15 protein-coding genes and 1 tRNA gene are annotated in these 21,045 nt (G+C 64.8%); 10 read left to right on the top strand and 6 right to left on the bottom strand.

What is annotated here, in order from left to right:
• The first annotated feature begins 77 nt into the window (after positions 1–77).
• The 7 genes from ACXR2W_RS09975 to ACXR2W_RS09945 all read left to right on the top strand — a co-directional run bounded on the left by ACXR2W_RS09975 (position 78) and on the right by ACXR2W_RS09945 (position 3,583).
• A complete protein-coding gene (locus ACXR2W_RS09975) occupies positions 78–581 on the top strand; it encodes an Asp23/Gls24 family envelope stress response protein (protein WP_458814730.1) in 504 nt (167 codons plus the stop codon).
• Positions 578–766 carry a hypothetical protein gene (locus ACXR2W_RS09970; protein WP_458814728.1) on the top strand — a complete coding sequence of 63 codons (189 nt, stop codon included), beginning with the start codon at positions 578–580 and terminating at the stop codon, positions 764–766. The genes ACXR2W_RS09975 and ACXR2W_RS09970 overlap by 4 nt, the downstream gene beginning before the upstream one ends.
• Entirely contained in the window at positions 766–1,170 is a 405-nt protein-coding gene (locus ACXR2W_RS09965) for a hypothetical protein (protein ID WP_458814726.1), read from the top strand. The genes ACXR2W_RS09970 and ACXR2W_RS09965 overlap by 1 nt, the downstream gene beginning before the upstream one ends.
• Positions 1,167–1,745, top strand: a complete 579-nt coding sequence (locus ACXR2W_RS09960) for a hypothetical protein (RefSeq protein ID WP_458814724.1) — start codon at positions 1,167–1,169, stop codon at positions 1,743–1,745. Before ACXR2W_RS09965 ends, ACXR2W_RS09960 begins: the two co-directional genes overlap by 4 nt.
• Entirely contained in the window at positions 1,742–2,377 is a 636-nt protein-coding gene (locus ACXR2W_RS09955; protein ID WP_458814722.1) for an Asp23/Gls24 family envelope stress response protein, read from the top strand. Before ACXR2W_RS09960 ends, ACXR2W_RS09955 begins: the two co-directional genes overlap by 4 nt.
• Positions 2,378–2,478: 101 nt before the next feature.
• Positions 2,479–2,652 (top strand): CsbD family protein, encoded by a 174-nt coding sequence (locus tag ACXR2W_RS09950; protein WP_458814720.1) that lies wholly within the window; start codon positions 2,479–2,481, stop codon positions 2,650–2,652.
• Between the two features lie 118 nt (positions 2,653–2,770).
• Complete coding sequence (locus ACXR2W_RS09945; protein ID WP_458814718.1) at positions 2,771–3,583, top strand: alpha/beta fold hydrolase; 813 nt, start codon at positions 2,771–2,773, stop codon at positions 3,581–3,583.
• A gap of 97 nt (positions 3,584–3,680) precedes the next feature.
• Here the strand turns inward: ACXR2W_RS09945 and ACXR2W_RS09940 are convergent, their stop codons facing one another.
• The 3 genes from ACXR2W_RS09940 to ACXR2W_RS09930 all read right to left on the bottom strand — a co-directional run bounded on the left by ACXR2W_RS09940 (position 3,681) and on the right by ACXR2W_RS09930 (position 8,243).
• On the bottom strand, positions 3,681–5,159 hold the full coding sequence (locus tag ACXR2W_RS09940; RefSeq protein WP_458814716.1) for a peptide MFS transporter: 1,479 nt from the start codon (positions 5,157–5,159) through the stop codon (positions 3,681–3,683).
• 348 nt (positions 5,160–5,507) lie between these two features.
• Positions 5,508–5,596 (bottom strand) — tRNA-Ser (locus tag ACXR2W_RS09935).
• Between the two features lie 97 nt (positions 5,597–5,693).
• Positions 5,694–8,243 carry a LuxR C-terminal-related transcriptional regulator gene (locus tag ACXR2W_RS09930; protein ID WP_458814714.1) on the bottom strand — a complete coding sequence of 850 codons (2,550 nt, stop codon included), beginning with the start codon at positions 8,241–8,243 and terminating at the stop codon, positions 5,694–5,696.
• Between the two features lie 452 nt (positions 8,244–8,695).
• On the opposite strand from ACXR2W_RS09930, the gene ACXR2W_RS09925 reads away from it, so the two are divergent.
• The 3 genes from ACXR2W_RS09925 to mqo all read left to right on the top strand — a co-directional run bounded on the left by ACXR2W_RS09925 (position 8,696) and on the right by mqo (position 16,203).
• Positions 8,696–13,156, top strand: coding sequence for a choice-of-anchor G family protein (locus ACXR2W_RS09925; protein WP_489948846.1), 4,461 nt, complete (start codon positions 8,696–8,698; stop codon positions 13,154–13,156).
• Between the two features lie 79 nt (positions 13,157–13,235).
• A complete protein-coding gene (gene radA / locus ACXR2W_RS09920; RefSeq protein ID WP_458814710.1) occupies positions 13,236–14,585 on the top strand; it encodes a DNA repair protein RadA in 1,350 nt (449 codons plus the stop codon).
• 118 nt (positions 14,586–14,703) lie between these two features.
• Positions 14,704–16,203, top strand: a complete 1,500-nt coding sequence (mqo, locus tag ACXR2W_RS09915; protein WP_458814708.1) for a malate dehydrogenase (quinone) — start codon at positions 14,704–14,706, stop codon at positions 16,201–16,203.
• A 154-nt stretch (positions 16,204–16,357) separates the two neighbouring features.
• On the opposite strand, the gene allB is transcribed toward mqo, so the two are convergent.
• The 3 genes from allB to gcl form a co-directional block, all read right to left on the bottom strand.
• Positions 16,358–17,749, bottom strand: coding sequence for an allantoinase AllB (allB, locus tag ACXR2W_RS09910; RefSeq protein WP_458814706.1), 1,392 nt, complete (start codon positions 17,747–17,749; stop codon positions 16,358–16,360).
• A 125-nt stretch (positions 17,750–17,874) separates the two neighbouring features.
• Complete coding sequence (locus ACXR2W_RS09905) at positions 17,875–19,104, bottom strand: glycerate kinase (protein ID WP_458814704.1); 1,230 nt, start codon at positions 19,102–19,104, stop codon at positions 17,875–17,877.
• A 92-nt stretch (positions 19,105–19,196) separates the two neighbouring features.
• On the bottom strand, positions 19,197–21,005 hold the full coding sequence (gene gcl, locus ACXR2W_RS09900) for a glyoxylate carboligase (protein WP_458814702.1): 1,809 nt from the start codon (positions 21,003–21,005) through the stop codon (positions 19,197–19,199).
• Between the last annotated feature and the right edge of the window lie 40 nt (positions 21,006–21,045).

Genomic DNA, 21,045 nt, shown 5'->3' with positions numbered 1-21,045 from the left:
ATGGGTAACACTAGGTCAGACCGTGATTCGTCAGATGAACTAGTGGAAGATGCTCAGCTAAATCGAAGGAGATCGTCATGGCAAGCCAGCAAGTCACAACACCTGAGAAGTCAACGCGCCCAGAAACGGTAGGCGTCACGAAACCAGCGAACGCGGCGCCCAACGTAGACACCGACCCCGCTGGTGTGCGCGGCAAGACCGTGGTTGACGACTCGGTCGTTGCGAAGGTAGCGGGCATTGCGGTGCGCGAAATCGCGGGCGTATACGCCCTCGGCGGCGGAGTCGCACGAGTCGTCGGCGCAATGCGAGACGCGGTGGGCAATACCGACCTGGCCCAGGGCGTATCGGTGGAGGTGGGGGAGACCCAGGTCGCCGCAGACATCTCGCTCGTTGCCGAGTACCCCGTGCCACTGCAAGAGCTGGGCGCCAATGTACGCGCGGCGGTGGGGCATGCGATCGTCGAACTCGTCGGAATGGAAATTGCTGAGGTGAATGTGACCGTGACCGATGTGCATGTGCCATCAGACGACCAAGACGAGGCGCCGGATCGTGAAGCTGGCGACGCATCGAGAGTGCAATGAACGACTCCGTGGTGGGGGCAGCGGCCGGCGCGACGCTTGCCCTCACGTGGGTCATCCTCGGGTTTTGGGCCTGCTTCTTTGTCGGCCTAGCCATGGTGGTGGGCGCCTTCGTCGCCAAAACCCTCAGCGGCCGCATTGACGTGCGCGCACTCGGTGACGCGCTTCGCGGGCGACGGAGTTCGTAGTGGACAACGCACCAGTCGTGCACTCGCGCAGTGAAGCGCACGATAGCGACGAGGGTGAGGCACTCCCGATCCGGGGCCGCACACAGATCACCTCAAGCGCGCTGCACAGCATCGTGGCGGGGGCCGCGGCCACCCAGCTGGCCGTGCCCACAGGCACGGTGACCGTGCGCATCACAGATGCCGACGGAGACCTCGGGATCCGGGTGAGTGCCCCGATCTGTGTAGCGGCGCTCGCATCGACAGCGGTTTCGAGCGCGTTGCCCGGCGAGACACTCACCCAGCGCAGCGAACGGCTGCGCCTGGCCATCGGGCGACAGATCACGGAGCTGACGGGCCACCGCGTGGGGAGTTTGGCGTTGCACCTGACAACCGCGAGGATCGCACAGAAGGGCCGTGCGCGATGACGAACCAGCGACTCTACAAGCGCATTGTGCGACGCGAGACTCACTCATCACGATCGCTCGTGACGGTGATCACAGTGGTATCGATCTCGATCGTGCTGATCTGGGTTGGCGCCGAGATCGTGCTGCACTTGGCGGCGCTACCGCCCCTCATTGCAGCGCCTCACACACTCGCAGAAGCTGTGGGCGGCCAAATCGCGTACTCGAGCGTTCAGCTGGGTAGCGTCGCGGCTATCGGGCTCTCAGCGGGAACATTGGCCGTGGCAGCAGCGATCTCGCCGGGACGTCGCGCCCGCCACTGCCGAGTAAACGACCGAGCCGCATTTGTTATCGACGACGCCACACTGGCGTCAGGGGTAGCTGCCCGCGTGGCACGCGTCGCCGGGGTTTCTCGAGACATGGTGCGCGTCACCGTGGGGCGCCGCACCGTTGAAGCCCAGGTCACTCCGGTGACGGGGGTTCCCGTGGCCGAGCACCTGTGCGAGCAGGCTCTGCGGGCAGAGCTCATTGCGGCCGAGCTTGCGCCGAGCATGCGGGGCAACCTGAGCGTGCGTACACAGGGGCGAGTCGGCGCATGAACACCACGCCCCGGCTACTCAACCGCGCGATCTTGCTGTGCGCTGGCCTAGCCTGTCTGGGAGTGGGCGCATGTGCGCTCGCCGCCGCTGTCATGCCCGAGTGGCGGGCTGCGTGGGAACGTACAGGGGCACGGCTTATCTCGTGGCTGACTGAACTGATCGCGTACGCACCAGTCGTCTTCCAGCTGCCGCTTGTTTGGCTGCTCATCCTGGTCGCGATAGCGGTACTTTTGGCGCTGGGAGTGCTCGTGATCGCTCGGCAGGGCGGAGGCCGCACAGCGACCCTGCTCAAGAGTGCCGCGCCGCGGAGCCGTCGTGGCAGGCCCGCCGCGGGGGAGCTTCGCGGCACTGTCACGATCGACGTGAAAGTCGCTGAGGTGCTGCTGAAAGAATCGCTCGCACCCGAGCTCGAGGTGCTGTCGGTGCGTGTGAGCGCCCACACGATGCGCGGCAGCACGGCGATGCGAGTGTCGCTCGGAGTACGCCGCGGTACGTCGCCCGCGACGATCGTGCAACTGGTGGAAGAAACGATTGGACAGTGGGATGCCCTGCTGGGCAAGCAACTACCAATCGTCATCGAGATCACGAGCCCGGTGCAATCGAGATGGCGCAGCGAGCTGCGCGCGGCATAGCCAGAAACCACGAACACACACGTACCTAATCCGCAGTACCCCAACCGCAGTACCTCCAACCGCAGTACCCCCAACCGCAGTACAACGAAAGGAACGGCACCATGAGCGCTGAAGACAAGATGAAGAACGCGGCACAAGACCTCGCGGGCAAAGCGAAAGAAGCGGTGGGCAAGCTCACCGGCGATGAAGCGAAGGAGGCCGAAGGTAAGGCCGATCAGGCTGCAGCGAGCGTCAAGAAGGCGGGCGAAAACGTGAAGGACGCGTTCAAGAAGTAGCGCGCCTCGTCGCAGTCGAGGGCGGGTGGTGTGGAGCGATCGAAGCGCCGCCCGCCCTCATCGCCTCCCACTGCGGTGAGGCTAGTCTGGGGCGATGGACAGTGCAGACCATCTCATCATGAGTAATCGACCACGCGAACGACGGTACGAGTTCGGCGATCTGGCGATCGTGTTCAATGACACACCCGCGAAGACGCCGCCGACTGAGAACGCAGAGCTCCCCAAACGCACATTTGTGCTCGTGCACGGCATTGGCATGGGGCGCATCGTGTTCGACGATGTTGCCCCGATTCTGGCTCAGCGGGGCCGGGTGATCGCGCTCGACCTGCCCGGCTTTGGTGACTCGCCTGAGCCGGGTTCAGACACCGAAATCGTCGAAACCGCGGCTAATCTGGCGAGGTTCATTCGCGATGAACAGCTCGGTCGAGTGGTGCTGGTGGGACACTCGATGGGCACCCAAATCACGGCTCAGCTTGCCGCTGACCACCCCGAGCTCGTCAACGGGCTCGTGCTCATTGCGCCCACCATCAACAGGCTCGAGCGCAGCGTGATGAAGCAAACCGAACGCATGGCGCAAGACCTCTCGGGCGAAGGGCTCAAAGTGCTCGCGACGGGGCTCTACGAATACTTCAAGACGAGCCCGCTGTGGTTTGCCAACAAGCTCAAGTTCATGCTCGATCACCGCCTCGAAGACGTGTGTCCGCGGGTCACGGTGCCCGCGCTCGTGCTCGCGGGCGAGACCGATCGCGTCTGCCCACGCGAGTGGGTCGCCGAAGTGGCCGCTGCGCTGCCGAAGTCTACAATGCGTGTGATTCCGGATCGCGGCCACGAGGCCGTCATCAAAAGCCCCGAGCCCGTCGCCTCCATGATCCTCGAGTACCTTGGTCAGCTCGATGAGCCTGGTGGGGTGGTTCGGCATACGCGAGACTGACCCAGCACTGAAATGACGATCCGGCACGCCAAATACGTATTTAACGTGCCGGATCGTTATTTCGATGCCTGCGCAGGGCCGGTGCGTGTGCTGAGAGTTAGCGCACGCCGCTCATCAGCTTGAGGATCGGCTTACGCACGACGAGCAGCAAGATAGCCACCGCGATCGAGGCGAGCCCGATGACGAGGAAGTACGAGACCTCGGCCTCCGCGGTGTACAGGCTCGCGAGCGAACCCGAGGCGGCCGAGCCGAGCGACACTGACAAGAAGAACAGCGCGACCATCTGCGAGTGGAAGGCGCGCGGCGCGAGCTTCGTCGACAGCGACTGGCCGACCGGTGACAGGCACAGCTCGGCCATCGTGAAGAGGAACAGGATCCCCGCGAAAGCGATGAGCGGCACCGAGCCGTCAGCCCAGCCCGCGAACGGAATGAAGCACAAGAACGCGACCCCCATGAGGCCGGTGCCGAGCGCGAACTTCACCGGGGTCGAGGGCTGGCGCGCGCCCAGCTTCACCCACATGCCGGCGAAGACGCCCGCGAAAATAATGATGAAGATCGGGTTGATCGACTGCACCATGCTCGGCGGCATCGTCCAACCAAAGAGGTTCAGGTTGAGGCGGGTGTCAGCGTAGAACGCGAGCGCGGTGAACTGCTGCTGAAACAGCGACCAGAACACGGCCGAAGCGATAAACAGCGGAATGAACGCGAACACGCGCTTGCGCTCGACAGCATCGATCTGGCGGCTCGTGAGCATCACGGTGAACAGCGCGATCACGGTCACAATCACGAGCACGACGACAATGTTCGACAGGTTCTCGGCGGTTATGAGGCCAAACGCGACGGCGAGCACAACCACACCTAGCGCGGCCACGAACACGGCGGGCCACACGCGCTTTTGCTTTGCTGTGAGCGGGTTCTGCGGCTTGCGGCTCGCGTCTGAGATCGTGCGCCCACGCATCAGAATGTACTGGATCAGACCGGCAGCCATGCCAATCGCGGCGAGAGCAAAACCCCAGTGAAAGCCCTTCCAACCCCACAGCGCGCTCGTCGCCAGCGGGCCAACGAGCCCGCCGATGTTCACGCCCATGTAGTAGATCGAGAACGCGGCGTCTCGGCGCGTATCTTCACGCGTGTAGAGATCGCCCAGCACCGTAGAGGTCGTGGTCTTGAGAGATCCGGATCCAATGGCCACACCGATGAGGCCGATCGCGAGGCCCAGCGCGCCGGGTACGAACGCGAGCGCGAGGTGGCCGGCCATGATGAGGCACGCGGCGGTGAACAGGGTGCGTTCAGCGCCCAGCACGCGGTCGGCGACCCAGCCACCGAGCACCGCCGAGAGGTAGACAAGGCCACCGTAGGCGCCGACGATGGATCCGGCGGCCGCCTGCGACAGTCCGAGGCCGCCGTCAGAGGCCGAGAAATAGATGTAGTAGGCCAGAAGGGCCTGCATGCCGTAGAAGCTAAAGCGCTCCCACATTTCGACGCCGGCGAGGTTGGCAAGCCCCCAGGGGTGGCCGAAGAAGCCTCGCTTCGTCGTCTTGGGTGTATCGGTCGGTGTGTCAGTGGTTGTCGACACGGGTTCTCCTCGCGGATAGTGACGCGCAGAAGCCTCGCAGCGAGCCTGCGAGGCAGCCGTCGCTTTGAGGCGCTGCATTGCAAACTTCAAATTTGATAACGTGCGACGTTGCAGGGCATAGCCAGTTGAAGCGACCCGGGTATGGGCCAAGAGAGCCGGCGGTGGCAGGTGGCCCCGTGTGGGGGCTCGGGCCGCGCTAAAACAGCCGCAGTCGCAAAGTTATTCTGGAGCCCACTATACCCGGGCTTTTGGAGCGGCCCCTGGACTGCGCGCGCTGTGGCCGCTGTGCCTGGAAACGAGAAAACCCCCGCGAATTCAGTTTGAAACTGAACTCAGCGGGGGTTTTGGTGGCGGTGACGGTGGGATTTGAACCCACGGTGGCTATTAACCACACAACATTTCGAGTGTTGCACCTTCGGCCGCTCGGACACGTCACCGAGAAAGAGAATACGGGATTTAGGGGTGCCTGCGCTAATCGAGGGGGTGTAATCGGTGATCGCGGGCGTGTCGCGCACTCATGGGACTGCGCTCGCCTCAGGAAGCAGCCGGATAGACAGCAGCATCTGAACGGCGGTGACGATTCGCACCGTAGCCGAAATCACGCAGGCGCTGGCCCAACTCTGCGCGCTTCACGGCCCCGAGTTTGGCGCGTGCGGTAGAGAGGTGTGACTCGACAGTGCGGCTTGTGCAGCTCATCAGAGAAGCTATTTCGCCGTTACTCAAACCAGCCGCGGCATGCTGTGCCGTTTCGAGCTCGCGTGAGGTGAGAGTTGGTTGCAGGGGCTCTGCAATGTCGGCGACGGTGAACCACGGGAGACGCACCTGCGCGGCCGCCTCAATTTCTTTGAGTTTGAGGTGGCAGGCGGCAACGTTGCCGGTGGCACGCCTGCGTACATAGATAGCGTTTGCCTCCTGTGCCGCGTGTGTGGCTGGTCCCCAGTGGCCGAGTTGCTGCGACCTGTCGGCAGCAGCCAGCAGCGCCGACGGGTTCTGTGATTCGAACGCCTCGCTCTGGGCGTCGATGAGCGTAAACAGGGGCAGGGGCGAGGACGGTGGGGTGGGGGCCCATGATCCGGCTCTAAGAGGGGTGCCGGGAGCATGTGCAGCGAGCGTGCACGCGTGTGCCTTGGTGCTGTGCGCTCCCTCAAACTGCGCTGGAAAATAGTACGCGAGCAGGTGCGCGACTGCGTTCGAGGGGCGGGGCTGCACGCCGTCGAGCGACCGCAGTTGGCAGCCAATTTCTGTGATCACGTTGCGCAGGCGTAGCGGGATGAACCGCGGGGCGCGTGCCTCGAGTCGCGTCCATTCTCGGCTCGCACGTGCGGCGTCGCCGGCGGTCAATGCGCTGGCGGCTTGCAGCAGGTGCCGCAGCCACACGGTATGAAACTGTGCGCCGGTGAGATGCGCGGGAATCTGCGACAGCACGCCAGAGGCGTCGACGTTCGCCCCGGTGATCAGGGTCAATACCCCTTCGGTGAGCGCGGCTGAAGCGAGCACATCTTGCAGCGCGTGCGGGCTCGTGATGGCGAGTGCCGCGATGCGGTCGATGCGGTCGATGCGGTCGATGCGGCGATCGGCCTGTTGGGTGGGAAGGATCGGCGGCGGGGAACACCCGAGGAGCGCGTACTCGAGGGCCACGAGCTGTTCGGCGTGCAGCGCTACCTCAGCGACCGGGTGATGGCGTGCGAGGTCGCAGATCGCGGCCGTGTCGTCACCGAGCTCGGAGTTGTCGTTCCAGCGTCGAAACAGCAGCGCTGATGTGCCGTTGGTGTCGAAATCGGGGGTGCTGGTGTTGGCTATGGTATTGGCGCCGAGGAGCTTTGTCGGCTCAGGGGGCAGCCGCACTTCAGCGCGCAGCAGCTGGTTTAAGAACTCGGCCCCGTAGCGGGCGCCGCCAGCGGGGGCAAAATCTAGGGGGAGTTGCTGCAGCGAGCGCACGCTCTCAAGTGGGCCGCTGAGCACGGCCGCGGCGCGCGTACGCTCGAGAGGCGTGAGAGGTTCTGCGTCGGTGATGCGCAGCAGCAGATCGCGTGCCTCGAGGCGCGCAAACGACAAGAACGTGGCGAGCGAGCTGCGCAGCACCCGGTTATGCGCACGGTCGGCCCGCGCATCGAGCGAGTGCCCGCCTGCCGCTCCACTGCTGGTGAAAGCCCACGCGCAAAAGAACGATTCTCGGTCTGACAGCGAGATGCCAAACTCGGTCTGCGTGAGCAGCTGGGCAGCGGCGTCACGCATCGCATCGGCCACGAGCGCAGCTTCGGCGTGCCGGCGCAACTCCGCGGCATAGAACTCGGGCACTGTGTACACGCCCGCGGTACTTGCTGACTCAAGCAGGATCCGGGCATCAAGCAGCTGTGCGACCGCATCTGCCGAGGTGAGGTCTACTGCTCCATTGGGCGTTCTCGGGTCGATGCTCGCAAGCACAATTGCCGCGGCGATGGCGTCCTTCGTGAGGCCGTGTTCAGCTGCGTGTGTGACGGCGGTGAGCGTGGGGAGGTGCGCGTCGCCAATGTCGAGTGTGGTGACCTTTGCTACCGGTGCAGCAGCCAGCTTGCCAGCTTCAGCGAGCACCAGTAGATCGAGAATCCAGCCGGGCCGGCCCCAGCCGAGATCTGCGATCACCGACGTGATGGCTGAGTCGAACGGGGTAGGGCGCTGGAGCTCAATGAGATGCGTGCTCTCTGACGCAGACATAGGGGGCAGAGTGGCATTGCGCGCTTCTGCAAGGACTGCGCTGAGATGTGGATGGTTTGAATGCAGCTTGTGTAGGGCCGCGTGATAGGTGGGCGCCGCGAGGTCGTTGCGGATCGCGGCGACGCAGCTTTCACCCGCAGCCACACGCTCGAGCACGCTGACGAGCACGGCGTAGTCGGCCGACTCGAACTCGTCGATGAGTACGGTGCAGTCATGAGGTACGGCCGTCAGCCGTTCGATCGCATCGGGCGCACTGAGATTGATGCGTGTGTGCGCTGACTTGCGTTCAGTGAACCGCTCGGCGAGGCCGGTGAGCATGTGGCTCTTGCCGATTCCACTGGGGCCGGTTAAGAGCACCAGCCCCGGCAGCGTGGTCGCCGATTCGAGCATGTTGAGTAGGTTTGTGCGCCAAGCATTTGGGCACTTCCGAAACACCATCGTCCTGCCTCCCCCGAAGCGTGCAATGCAACGTGTGATGCGTACCACTCTAACCAACAAGTGAGTAGTTATGTTGGAGAAATATGGATGGTGTTGCAGGAAATTGTGCAGTTATGGGTACTTGACTCAGGGTTTCAAAAAACAATCTCAGGGATATCGGCTGCTAGGCGTGCGCCTGCGGACGGCATTTTCAGTACTACGTAAGTACCTAGGCTGTCGAGCGGTACGCCCCTAGTCTCGGCCGTAACCGTCAAAGTTTGCTCTGACGTGAATGTAGTGAAAGCCACATTATTTTGGGGGGACACACCTTGAGACTGAATACCCAGGACCAGACACAGGGGAAGCGGCGCCGTAGACGCGCTCTCGCCCTTGTGACGACGGCCGCGGTTGCCGCAATGGGAGCGGTGACCGTAAGCAACGTTGCTAGCGCTGACGAGCAGACGCCGCCCACAGGAGCGGTATCAGCCGCTCACGGGCACGGGCTCTTCCTAGACGTTCTCGGACTAGATCTAGCTGGCACCGCCAGCGCACACAGCGCGTTCGACAGCAGCGACGCTACATGGACCGATAGCGATTCAGCGCAGCTTGAAGTTGCTTTGCTCGGTATGCCGATCAACCTCGGCACCGTCACGCTACCGCTACTAAAGGATCCCGCGAACCCGGCAGGGGGAGGCTTGCTTGATCTTGGCGACCTGAACGCCCTGATCGGAACGGCGGATTCTCCTTCTGAAACTACAAGTATCGCGACTTCGGGTATCGCCGGAGCCGGTGGTAGTGCCGTCATCTTGAACCCGGGGCAGGTTGACCCGACGTTCAGGCCGGCACAGTTGGATGCGAGCGCGCTCATCGCGCAGGTGCTGGGTCAGGGGACTGCCGATGCGGTCCTAGACACCGCTAACGTCACTATTGGTGCGGTTGGCGCAAAGGCAGAGAAGTCAAATAACGTCACAAGTGACGAGTACATGGTCGCGGGTCTGCGGGCCGAAGTGCACAGCCTGCTCGTAGAAGAGCTGGTGCAGACCCTGCAGGGCACGGTCAACGACATCGTTGATCCGGTTGTCGAACTCGCAGGGCCCGGCGGTGGCCTCGAAGCGGCGTTGCAGGGCCTCGTGGACGTGGTTGACGCGCTGCCACTGGTCGAGGCAGAAATCGGTGCGGCGTCTATTGACCTAAGCGGTCTCGCTACCGCAATCGACACTGAGCTTCTTTCTAACCCGCTTGAGAACGTCGACCAGACCGTCTCAATCGATTTGAACGACGGCATGATCACGCTCGATCTCGCAAAGCTGGTCGTCGAGAATCACCCGACAGCTACTTCGTTGAGCGAACTCGACCCGAACACCGAGGTGCTGTCGGGCGACGTAGTGAATGCGATCCTCGATGGTGTCAGCGATGCCCTCATCGGTGCAGGGCCCAACTCGGCAATTAGCAAGGTCGTGTCAGTCGTAACTGACGGACTGTACGCGGCAGAGGTGAACCTCGACCTGAGCGTCACGCTCGGGCTTAGCACGGGTATCCCCGGCGTTGGAACGATCGATGTGGCTGGTGGCCCCATTGAAATTTCAACAACCGTTGGCGGGCTCCTGGGCCAGACCGGCTACGCAGCTCCGGTCATCGATGTCAGTGGAGTGGCAGTTCTGCCAGGCCTTCCCTGCGTGTTGGGTGTTTGTGTGAGTGACCTCGTCAACATTGGTGCGCTGCTGCAGCCGGTAGTGGACACACTGACCCCGCTTATCGCCGACATCGGTAGCACCGTGCTCGAGCCGGTTGTGAATGGCGTGATCGGAAACCTGCAGCCGGGCCTCATGGCAATCGTGCAGCCGCTCGTGGCGAGACTACTTGATGACGCGCTTGAGCCGGTATTGAGCGAGCTCTTGGCGATCACAATCAATGAGCAGCCGACTGAGTTGGCTACGCCCGAACCCGGAGACCTCGGCAGCGGCAGCTTCACTGTCCGTGCGCTCAGTGTGACCCTGCTTCCGCTCTTGAACGATGCCGTAAAGCTTGATCTCGCATCGGCCACGGTAGAAGCTGCAAACGCACAGGCGAATCTCACCGCGACGCCGGGCCAGGTGGCCGAGGGCGAGACGGTGACACTGGAAGGAGCAGCGTTCACGCCCGGTGAGACCGTTTCGTTTGCGGTGAATGGAATCACCGACGCAAGCATCACCGCGACGGTCGCCGCTGACGGCACCTTCACCGCCACCTGGGTCGTCCCCGCGGGCTACGACGATGGCGACATTGTCGAGTTCGTTGCAACGACAGGTGCCGATGATCGGGCAGAAGCTTCGGTGACGGTGGTTGAAGCGACTCTGAGCTCGAACAACTCGATTCAGGGTGGATACATCACTATCAATGGTGGTGGATTCGTGCCGGGTGAAGATGTGACGCTCGAGAACCCAGATGGCACCACGAGCACCGTAACGGCGCTTGCCGACGGCACGGTTTCGTTCACGTGGCTCGTACCCGAAGCCTACGCGCCAGGTTCTGTCACCTTTACCGCAACGGGCGGCACCAGCGGCCGCACAGCGACCTCTGAGTCAAACGTTACCCGCGCCACGGCAACGCTCACGAGCACGCCTGTGGTGGAGCCAGGCGAGACAGTGACCATCACGGGCAGCAACTTCGCCCCGGGCGAAGGTGTCACGCTCACTCTGCCAGCTAGCTGTGCCGTGACGAGTGGAACTCCTGTGATCGCAGATACCAACGGAGCTTTCACGGTCACGTGTGCTGTGAACGCATCGGTCGCAGATGGCACGGCGCTGAACTTTAGCGCGGTGGGTAACGACAGCGGACGCTCGGCGACGTCAACCACTGACGTGATGGAAGAGCCGCCCGCTGGCACCAACACCAACGCATCGGCATCGGCAGCGGCGTCTGCGCAGGCAGACGGCAACAATAACGCTGCAGTAGAAGGCGCAGCAGTGGCGGCCGCTCGCGCAGACGCATCGGCAGCGGCTTCGGCCGCGGCAGACGCGACGGCAAACGCGGCAGCTGAGTCGGCGGCACATACGACGGCCTCGACCAACGCGTCAACGAACGCCACGACGACGAGCAACGCAGCAGCACAGGCCGCCGCGACAAACTCGACGAACGCAAGCGCCAACGCATCTGCGGCTGGCTCGATCGTTGGTTCGGTTGACTCTCGCGCAGCCTCACAGGCCGCTGCAGAGGCAGCGTCAGACAGCGATGCCTCTGGCACCGCGTCAAGCCAGGCCTCGACCAACGTCAACGCAAACGCCAACGCTTCAGCGTCGGCAGCAGCTTCGGCCAACGCGAGTGCTTCACAGCAGGCGCAGGCCCAGGCAGCCGCCCAGGCCGCGGCTTACTCGCAGGCAACCTCGCAGGCGAGCGCATCTTCGAATGCTGATGCAACCGCAGCGGCAGAAGCAGCGGCGTACACCAGCGTGGATGCCAACGCTTCGATGACTGCTTCGGCCGACACGACGACGAACGCGAACTCGGCAGCACAGGCAGCTGCGCGGTCGACCGCAGACACGAACGCAACGGCTACCGCCGCTGCGAGCGCCAGCGCCGACCAGAACGCTGACTCAGACGCGGCATCGAATAACGACGCCGACCACGATTCAGCCGCCGCCGCACAGGCCGCAGCGCGTAACGCCGCCGACGCCAACGCCGCAGCAGACCCCTCGGGCGAAGCATCGGCGCAGGCTGCGGCAAGCGTAAACGCCAACGCTAACGCTTCGGCTTCTGCATCGGCTTCGGCCGACGCGGACGATCGCAGCAACGCATCGGCTCAGACCGCAGCGCAGGCGGCGGCCATGGCCGACAACAGCAGCGCGGCAAATGCTGCGGCCGACCCCAACGCGAAGGCGGCTGCCCAGGCGGCCGCACGCCCGAACGTGCAGGCGACCGCTACCGCCGACGCAGCGCAGAACGCCGAGTCGTCAGCGCTCGCGGCAGCAACCACGACGGCCAACGCCTCGGCTGCGCAAGACGCAGACGCGAGCGCCGCCGCCAGCGTGAACGCTGAGGCATCGGCTCAGGCGGCGGCGCAGGCTGACTCCTCGTCGAATGCCTCGTCGAACGCCGCAGCAGATGTGAACGCCGCAGCATCGGCCTCAGCTTCGGCACAGGCCGACAGCAAGGCGAACGCTGCCGCTCAGGCTGCGGCCGAAACCTCGGCCATGGCTGACGCTTCGACGCAGGCCACGTCACAGGCATCGGCAGCCGCTACGGCGAACGCCGAGGCAGCGGCGCAGGCGGCATCGCAGGTCGCGGCCCGGGCAGACGTGGTGGCAGACGCTTCGCAGAACGCGTCGCAAGACACGTCTACCACCGCGAACGCAGCGGCGAACACGGCGGCGCAGGCCAGCGCCAACCATGACGCCACCGCGAACACTGCTACCGCAGCGCAGGCACAGGCGCAGGCTTCGGCCAACGCCAGCTCTGCGGCCAACGCGGCCGCAGAGACCGCAGCGAACGCTGATTCGTCGGCGACCGCGGCTGCCTCGGCCTCTGCTTCGGCTACGGGCACGGCACAGGCTGATCCGAACGGCTCGGCTGACGCTGATCCGAAGGGTTCGGCTGACGCTGATCCGAAGGGTTCGGCTAGCGCTGATCCGAAGGGCTCGGCTGACGCTGATCCGAAGGGCTCGGCTAGCGCTGATCCGAAGGGTTCGGCTAGCGCCGATCCGAAGGGCTCGGCAGCAGCCTCGACCAAGGGCGGCGCCAGCCAGGCGGCGTCTGAGGGTGCGGCCGACACCAGCGGTGCTAAGCGCCTGGCCGAGACCGGCACCATGCACAACGCGCTGTGGGGGATGGGCGCGCTGCTGCTGCTCGCAGGAGCGGGTGTCACGACGGTTCTAGCTTCGCGTCGCTTGAAGGAGAAGCGACTGAGCTAACACACCGTTAAGGCAACAGGGGCCGGTGTCGCGAGAGTGACACCGGCCTCTGTCGTACTTAGCCGTTAGGCTGCTGGGCATGGCGAAAACGACGAACGCGTACGCGTGCACCGAGTGTGGCTGGCAGGCCGCCAAATGGGTGGGGCGCTGCGGTGAGTGTCACGAGTGGGGCACCGTGCAAGAACGTGGTAGGCGTGGGGCGACCCTCGCGCGCACCGTGGCAGCTGCGACCCCGCTCGAAGAGCGCCGTGCAAAGCCCATTACAGAGCTCACTGGACACGTCGCACGCCACAGGTCGACGGGCGTCGGCGAACTCGACCGTGTGCTCGGCGGCGGCCTCGTGCCAGGGGCTGTTGTACTGCTGTCTGGTGAGCCCGGCGTCGGCAAATCGACGCTGCTGCTTGCTGCTGCCGCGCTCGTCGCGGGGCAGGGCGCCACCGTGCTGTACGCGAGCGGTGAGGAGTCGACGGGGCAGATTAGGCTGCGTGCAGAGCGCACTGGTGCGCTGCACGACTCCCTGTTTCTCGCCAGCGAGACCGACCTGGCGACCGTCCTCGGCCACATCGACCAGGTTTCGCCGCACTTTGTAGTCGTCGACTCGGTGCAAACGCTCGCGAGTGACCAAATCGAGGGCACTCCCGGCGGCACGTCGCAGGTGCGGGAGGTCGCGGCGGCGCTGATTCGAGTCGCGAAAGAACGCGACATCCCCGTGATTCTCGTGGGTCACGTCACCAAAGACGGGTCGATTGCCGGGCCCCGCCTGCTCGAGCACCTCGTTGACGTCGTATGCCACTTCGAGGGTGACCGGCACACGGCGCTGCGCTTTCTCAGAAGTATGAAGAATCGCTACGGACCCACCGACGAGGTCGGCTGCTTCGAGATGACCGGCGGTGGCATCGCCGAAGTGCCAGACCCGAGCGGTCTGTTCCTGAGCCAGAGCACCGAAGAGCTCAGCGGCACCTGCCCCACGATCATGATCGATGGCCGTCGCGCGATGCCGGTCGAAGTGCAGGCGCTCGTCGCTAAAAGCGCGACGCCCAACCCGCGACGCGTGACGAGCGGCGTCGATCCGTCACGCGTAGCCATGGTGTTGGCAGTGCTCGAGCGGCACCTCGGCGTGACGCTCCACGACCAAGACGTCTACGTGTCGACCGTGGGCGGTGTAAAACTCACGGAACCCGCCGCAGACCTTGCGATCGCGTTTGCGGTGCTGTCGTCACGGGGCGACAAACCGATTGGGCCCAGCGTTGCGGCGTTTGGGGAACTGAGTCTCGCGGGCGAGGTGCGCCCCGTCATGGGTGAGGCGCAGCGCACTCGCGAAGCGCAGCGTCTCGGCTACTCGCAGGTCGTGTCGGGCGGTGCCCAAACGGTCAAAAACGCCTGCCTCACTGCGCGACTGCCCGCGGGCAAAGCCAGCGACACGGAGTGAGCTGGGCGCGGCACGCGGCATGATCCGGATCAAGAAGCCGAGCCCAAAGAGGCCGTAGATTGTTCGACGTCGAGAGACCTGGTCGCGGGATCAGAAATGACGAGTAGACTCAAAGATCGTGAGTAAGAACACGGTAGACGTCGTCCTTGTTGGCGGTGGCATCATGAGTGCCACCCTCGGTACCCTCATTCAGCAGGTGCAGCCTGACTGGACGATCGAAGTCTTTGAGTCTCGTGCCGCAGTGGCGACCGAGAGTTCCAATGGATGGAACAACGCCGGTACCGGCCACGCAGCGCTGTGTGAGCTGAACTACATGCCCGAGGGCAAAGACGGCACGATGACGCCCGACAAGGCGATCAAGATCAATGAGCAGTTTCAGCTCTCGCGCCAGTGGTGGTCGAGCCTGGTTGAAAATGGCACGCTGGCAGAGCCCTCTTCGTTCATCAACTCGACGCCGCACATGACGTTTGTGCGCGGGGCCGAGAACGTTGAGTACCTGCGCCGCCGCTTCGAGATTCTGAAGCAGGAGCCGCTGTTCTCAGACATGGAGTTCAGCGACGACCCCGAGGTCATTGCAGAGTGGGCGCCGTTGCTCATCGACCGCCGCGCGAAAGACGACGTCTTCGCTGCGACCCGTTCGACGAGTGGCACCGACGTCGACTTTGGCGCGGTGACGACCCAGCTCATCGACCACATGGCCGAGCAGGGCGCCAACGTGCACCTCGGCACCGAGGTGCGTAAGCTGCGCCGCCGCGCAGACGGTACCTGGGACGTCTACACTCGCAACCGTGCAGGATACGGCACGACCGTCGTGAACGCGAAGTTCGTCTTCGTGGGTGGCGGCGGCGGCGCACTGCCGCTGCTGCAGAGCACAGGCATCCCCGAGATCAAGGGCTTCGGCGGGTTTCCGATCAGCGGCAAGTTTCTTATGTGTGACGACCCCGAGATCGTCGCGCAGCACGACGCGAAGGTGTACGGCAAGGCAGCGGTGGGTGCGCCCCCGATGTCGGTGCCGCACCTCGACACCCGCGTGATCGACGGCAAGAAGAGCATTCTCTTTGGGCCCTACGCTGGTTTCACCCCCAACTTCCTCAAGAACGGATCGTGGTGGGATCTGCCCGGCTCGATTCGTGCGCACAACCTTGGCCCCATGATTAAGGTCGGCCTCACCGAGTTTTCGCTCGAGAAGTATCTGATCACCGAGCTGTTTGCGAGCCGCGAGAAGCAGATGGACACGCTGCGCCAGTACATGCCGGGTGCGCAGACCAGCGACTGGAAGATGATCACCGCGGGCCAGCGCGTGCAGGTCATGAAGAACGACCCCGAAAAGGGCGGCATTCTGCAGTTCGGCACCGAGGTGATCGTCGGCGGCGAGGGCACGATCTCGGGTCTGCTGGGTGCATCGCCTGGAGCTTCGACGGCGGTGCACGCGATGCTCGGTGTGCTCGAGCAGTGCTTCCCCGAGCAGTACGCCAAGACCTGGTCGAAGAAGTTCAAGAAGCAGATTCCGTCGCTCGGTGAGGGCCTCAACGGCGACCTCGCCGCTGCACAGGCGTCGCTCGCGCACACGGCGAGCGTGCTGGGGCTGACCCCGGTCGAGACTCCGGCCGCGAAGTAGCTGCTGGCGCTGGCGCTGGCGCGTGTGCGCCGGCGCTGCCGCCGTCCTGTATGACGAGTCGGCATCGAAATAACGAGTCGGCCCGATAAATGCGTATTTATCGGGCCGACTCGTCGTTTCGATGCCGTCTGGTGCGGGTTCGGGGCCCGCTCTGCTACGACACCATGCCCCGGCGCAGCAGCCGCCCGGTCGGCGTGACACCGTCAATCTGCGCCCCTCGCAAATAGGTCGCGCGCACGACCCCGGCAAGAGCTCGACCGGCGTAGGGCGTGATCGGGTTCTTGTGGCTCAGCTTCGACACATCGACGACAAACGCGTCGTCTGCCGCGAAGATCGAGAAGTCGGCATCGCAGCCGAGTGCAATGCGCCCCTTGCGGGTGAGGCCTGCGTTAGCGGCGGGCTTCTCAGCCATCCACGACACCACCTGCTCGAGCGAGATGCCGCGTTGGCGCGCCTCAGTCCACATCAGCGAGAGCCCCAGCTGCAGCGACGAGATGCCACCCCACGCCACCGCAAAGTCACCGTTCTCGAGATCCTTCAGATCGAGGGTCGACGGCGAATGGTCAGACACGATGTAATCGATTGTGCCGTCGAGGAGACCCTCCCATAACGCTTCACGGTTAGCGGCCTCGCGAATGGGCGGGCAGCACTTATACGCGGTGCCGCCCACGGGCACCTCCTCGGCGGTCAGCGCGAGGTAGTGGGGGCAAGTTTCGACGGTCAAGTGCACGCCGTCACGTTTCGCGCTGCGAATCATGGGCAGCGCATCAGAAGACGACAGATGCAAGATGTGGGCACGCGCGCCCGTCCACCGCGCGCGTTCGATCACTTCAGCGATCGCGATGTTCTCGGCGCCGCGCGGTCGTGACGCGAGAAATCGGCCATAGTCGTCGCCCTCAGGAGTGGGCGCGCGGTCAATGGCGCGCGAGTCTTCGGCATGCACAATGAGCATCGAATCGTACGACTGCAGCTCACGCATGTCGTCTTCCATCTCGTCGGCGGGCAACGGTGGAAACTCGTCGACCCCCGAGTGCAGCAGAAAGCACTTAAAACCAAACACGCCGGCGTCGTGCAGCGGTCGCAGATCGGCCTTGTTGCCGGGCACGGCGCCACCCCAAAATCCGACGTCGACAAAGGACTGGTCGCGCGCCACGTCACGCTTCACCTCGAGCGCCTCGACGGACACGGTCGGCGGAATACTGTTGAGCGGCATGTCGATAATCGTGGTCACACCACCGGCGGCAGCGGCCCGGGTGGCGGAGGCGAACCCCTCCCACTCGGTGCGGCCCGGTTCGTTGACGTGCACGTGGGTATCAACGAGCCCGGGCATGAGTGTCTCGTCATCGGCAAGTTCGATCACCCGGTCACCCCGCAGTCCGTTGCCCAGTGGCTGAATGGCCGCGATCACGCCGCCTGTAATGCCGACCTCACGGGCGCGTATGCCCGCGCTCGTGAGCACGCGGTGGCCGCGCACCACCAAATCGAAGTGGTCGCCTGGCGCGACCTGTGTCAGGTCGGGGGAGTGTGAATCAGAGGTCTGCGACATCGGTGTCGTTCCTTCGTAGCGTAAGAGGTGGAGAGCGGCCGCCTGCCAGCACGGCAACGACCATCAGAACTAAATTACAGGTATTGTGCGATCGCCTGCGCCGGCGTGAGGGCCCGCCCAGGCATTCATGCGGCGCTGCCGCTGCCGGGCAGCTCGTGCGCGGCGATATCGCGCCCGATCTCGGCCAAGAACCGGGCAGCTTCGCGCACGCTCGCACCCGGGTTCGGGGCGCGGTCTGCGACGGCGTAGCCGTTCGCAAATCCCGCGGCGCGCACATCGGCAGCAGACAGTAAGCAGCGACCGCACACGAGCACGGCCGGCACCCCGGCCCGCCGCGCGACGGCCAGCACCCCCATCGGCGTTTTGCCGCCGAGGCTCTGCGCATCAAACGACCCCTCGCCCGTGATCACGAGGTCTGCGCCCGCCACCAGCTCGGCGAGCCCGGTCACCTCGGCGACAACCTCGGCCCCCGGTCGGCGGCGTGCCCCAAGCACCGCGAGCGCTGCGAAGCCGACGCCGCCCGCGGCACCCGCGCCCGGCAGCGCGGCCGGGTCTGGCTGCGCGGCCGGGTCTGGCTGCGCGGCCGGGTCTGGCTGCGCACCCTGGGAGGCGGGGTTTGATCCGGATCGAGCCACAGCTGGGCCCGCCAGCGGCAGTGCCCGTGCCACGACCCGGGCGTACAGCGCCAGGGCCGCGTCGAGGGTCGTGACGTCGGCCGGGCCTGCGCCCTTTTGGGGCGCGAAGACGTGTGCCGCGCCCGCCGGGCCGTGGAGCACGTGGTCGACGTCGGCCGCGAGTATGAACTCGGTGTCGGCGAGACGCGGGTCGAGCCCCGAGAAGTCGGCGGTCGCGACGTGGGCGAGGCCCGCGCCGCCGTCGCCCACGGGGGCACCGTCCGCATCGAGAAACTCGGCGCCGAGTGCGCGCAGCATTCCGCTGCCGCCGTCGGTGGATGCGCTGCCGCCCACCGCGAGCACGATGCTCTTGGCACCCGCGTCGAGCGCCGCCAGAATCAGCTCGCCGGTGCCGCGGGTGTGCGCGGCGAGCGCGTCACGGTCAGCGGGTGCGAGCAGTAGCAACCCAGATGCGGCGGCGAGCTCGATCACCGCGTGCTCGCCGCGCAACGCAAAGTCGGCCGCGACAGGGCCCTCGAGAGGGCCCTGCACGGTGACGGTTTTGCGCGTGAAGCCCGCCTCGATTGCCGCCTCCACTGTGCCTTCGCCGCCGTCGGCCATCGCCTGCACACGCACGTCGGCAGCCGGGCGGGCTGCCCGAATACCGGCGGCGAGGTGCTCGCCCACCTGGGCGGCGGTGAGCGACCCCTTGAACTTGTCGGGGGCGATGACGATGCGCATGTGAGGCTCCGGGGGTTCGGGGTGGGGGTGGGGTGAGGGCCGGGGTCCGGGAAGCCGTGGGGCTGGGCGAACGGGGCAGAATAGGGTTGACGCTACGCTACCGGGGCGGGGGCCGCGGCTGGCATGTTCAGCGGCACCGTAGCCGTTGGTGCGTCGGCGGGCAGCTCGGCGAGATCTTCGAACTCGGTGATCGCGTCGATGCTTGCCGCGCCCATCGAAATGTTGGTGACGCGCTCGAGAATCACCTCGACCACCACGGGCACCTGGTGCTCTTGCGCCAGCTGCTGCGCCTGCGCAAATGCCGTCGCGAGATCATCGGCCTCGCGCACCCGAATCGCCTTGCATCCAAGGCCTTCAGCGACCATCACGTGGTCTACGCCGTACCCCTCAGTGTCGGGGCTGTTGATGTTGTCGAAGGCGAGCGAGACGTGGTAGTCCATCTCAAAGCCACGCTGCGCCTGACGAATCAGCCCGAGGTACGAGTTGTTGACCACAACGTGAATGTACGGCAGCTTGAACTGCGCGCCGACCGCGAGCTCCTCGATCATGAACTGGAAATCGTAGTCACCCGACAGCGCGACCACGGGGGTGGTGGGGTCGGCCGCGACGACACCGAGCGCGGCGGGTAGGGTCCAGCCGAGCGGGCCCGCCTGGCCACAGTTGATCCAATGGCGCGGCTTGTACACGTGCAAAAGCTGGGCGCCCGCGATCTGCGACAGTCCAATCGTGGTGACGTAGCGGGTGTCGCGTGAGAACGCGCGGTTCATCTCTTGGTACACGCGCTGTGGTTTGATGGGCACGTTCTCGAAGTTGGTCTTGCGCTGCAGCTCGCCGCGGCGGCGACGCGTCTCTTCGACCCAGACAGACCTGTCGCGAAGCGTACCTGCGGCGGCGCGCTTGGTTGCTTCAGCGACGAGCCCGCGCAGCGCTTCGCCCGCGTCAGAGACGATGCCCAGATCAGGTGAGAAGACGCGGCCGATCTGAGTCGGTTCGATGTCGATGTGCACGAACTTGCGGCCGCGCGTATACACGTCGAGAGCCCCGGTGTGCCGGTTTGCCCAGCGGTTGCCGATACCGATGACAAGGTCACTGGCGAGCAGCGTCTCGTTGCCGTAGCGGTGATGAGTTTGCAGCCCCACCATGCCGGCCATGAGCGGGTGGTCGTCGGGAATGATGCCCCAACCCATGAGCGTGGGCACGACAGGAATGTTGAGGGTTTCGGCGAGGGCCACGAGCTCGTCAGGGGCGTCGGCGTTCAAGATGCCACCGCCCGCGATGATCACGGGGCGCTCTGCCTGCTCGAGCAGCGAGAACACGGCATCGATCTGCGCGGGGGAGGCCGCCGGCTTAGCGACGGGCAGCGGCTCGTAGAGGTCGATGTCGAACTCGATTACGGTCTGCTGCACGTCGATCGGCAGGTCGATGAGTACCGGGCCGGGGCGGGCAGCACGCATCAGGTAGAACGCTTGCTGAAATACGCCGGGAACCTGGCCCGCCTCGAGTACCGTCTTCGCCATCTTGGTGACCGGCTTTGCAATCGCCGCGATATCTACGGCCTGAAAGTCTTCTTTGTCGAGCTTTGCGACGGGCGCCTGCCCGGTGATGCACAAGATGGGAATCGAGTCGGCCGCAGCCGAGTACAGTCCCGTGATCATGTCGGTGCCCGCCGGGCCCGAGGTGCCGATGCAGATGCCGATATTGCCGGGCTCTGCGCGCGTGAATCCCTCAGCCATGTGCGAGGCGCCCTCGACGTGGCGGGCGAGCACGTGCTTGATGCCGCCGTGCGCACGCATCGCCGAGTAGAACGGGTTGATCGCGGCGCCCGGAAGGCCGAACGCCTGCGTCGCACCCTCCTTCTCGAGAATCAAAACTGCCGCGTCAACTGCGCGCATTTGTGCCATGGTGAAACTCCTTCGTTGCCACGTGGGCGGTGGGTAAGTC

Source organism: Leucobacter faecis (assembly GCF_054456695.2).
This window is presented reverse-complemented; position numbering and strand designations above follow the sequence as displayed.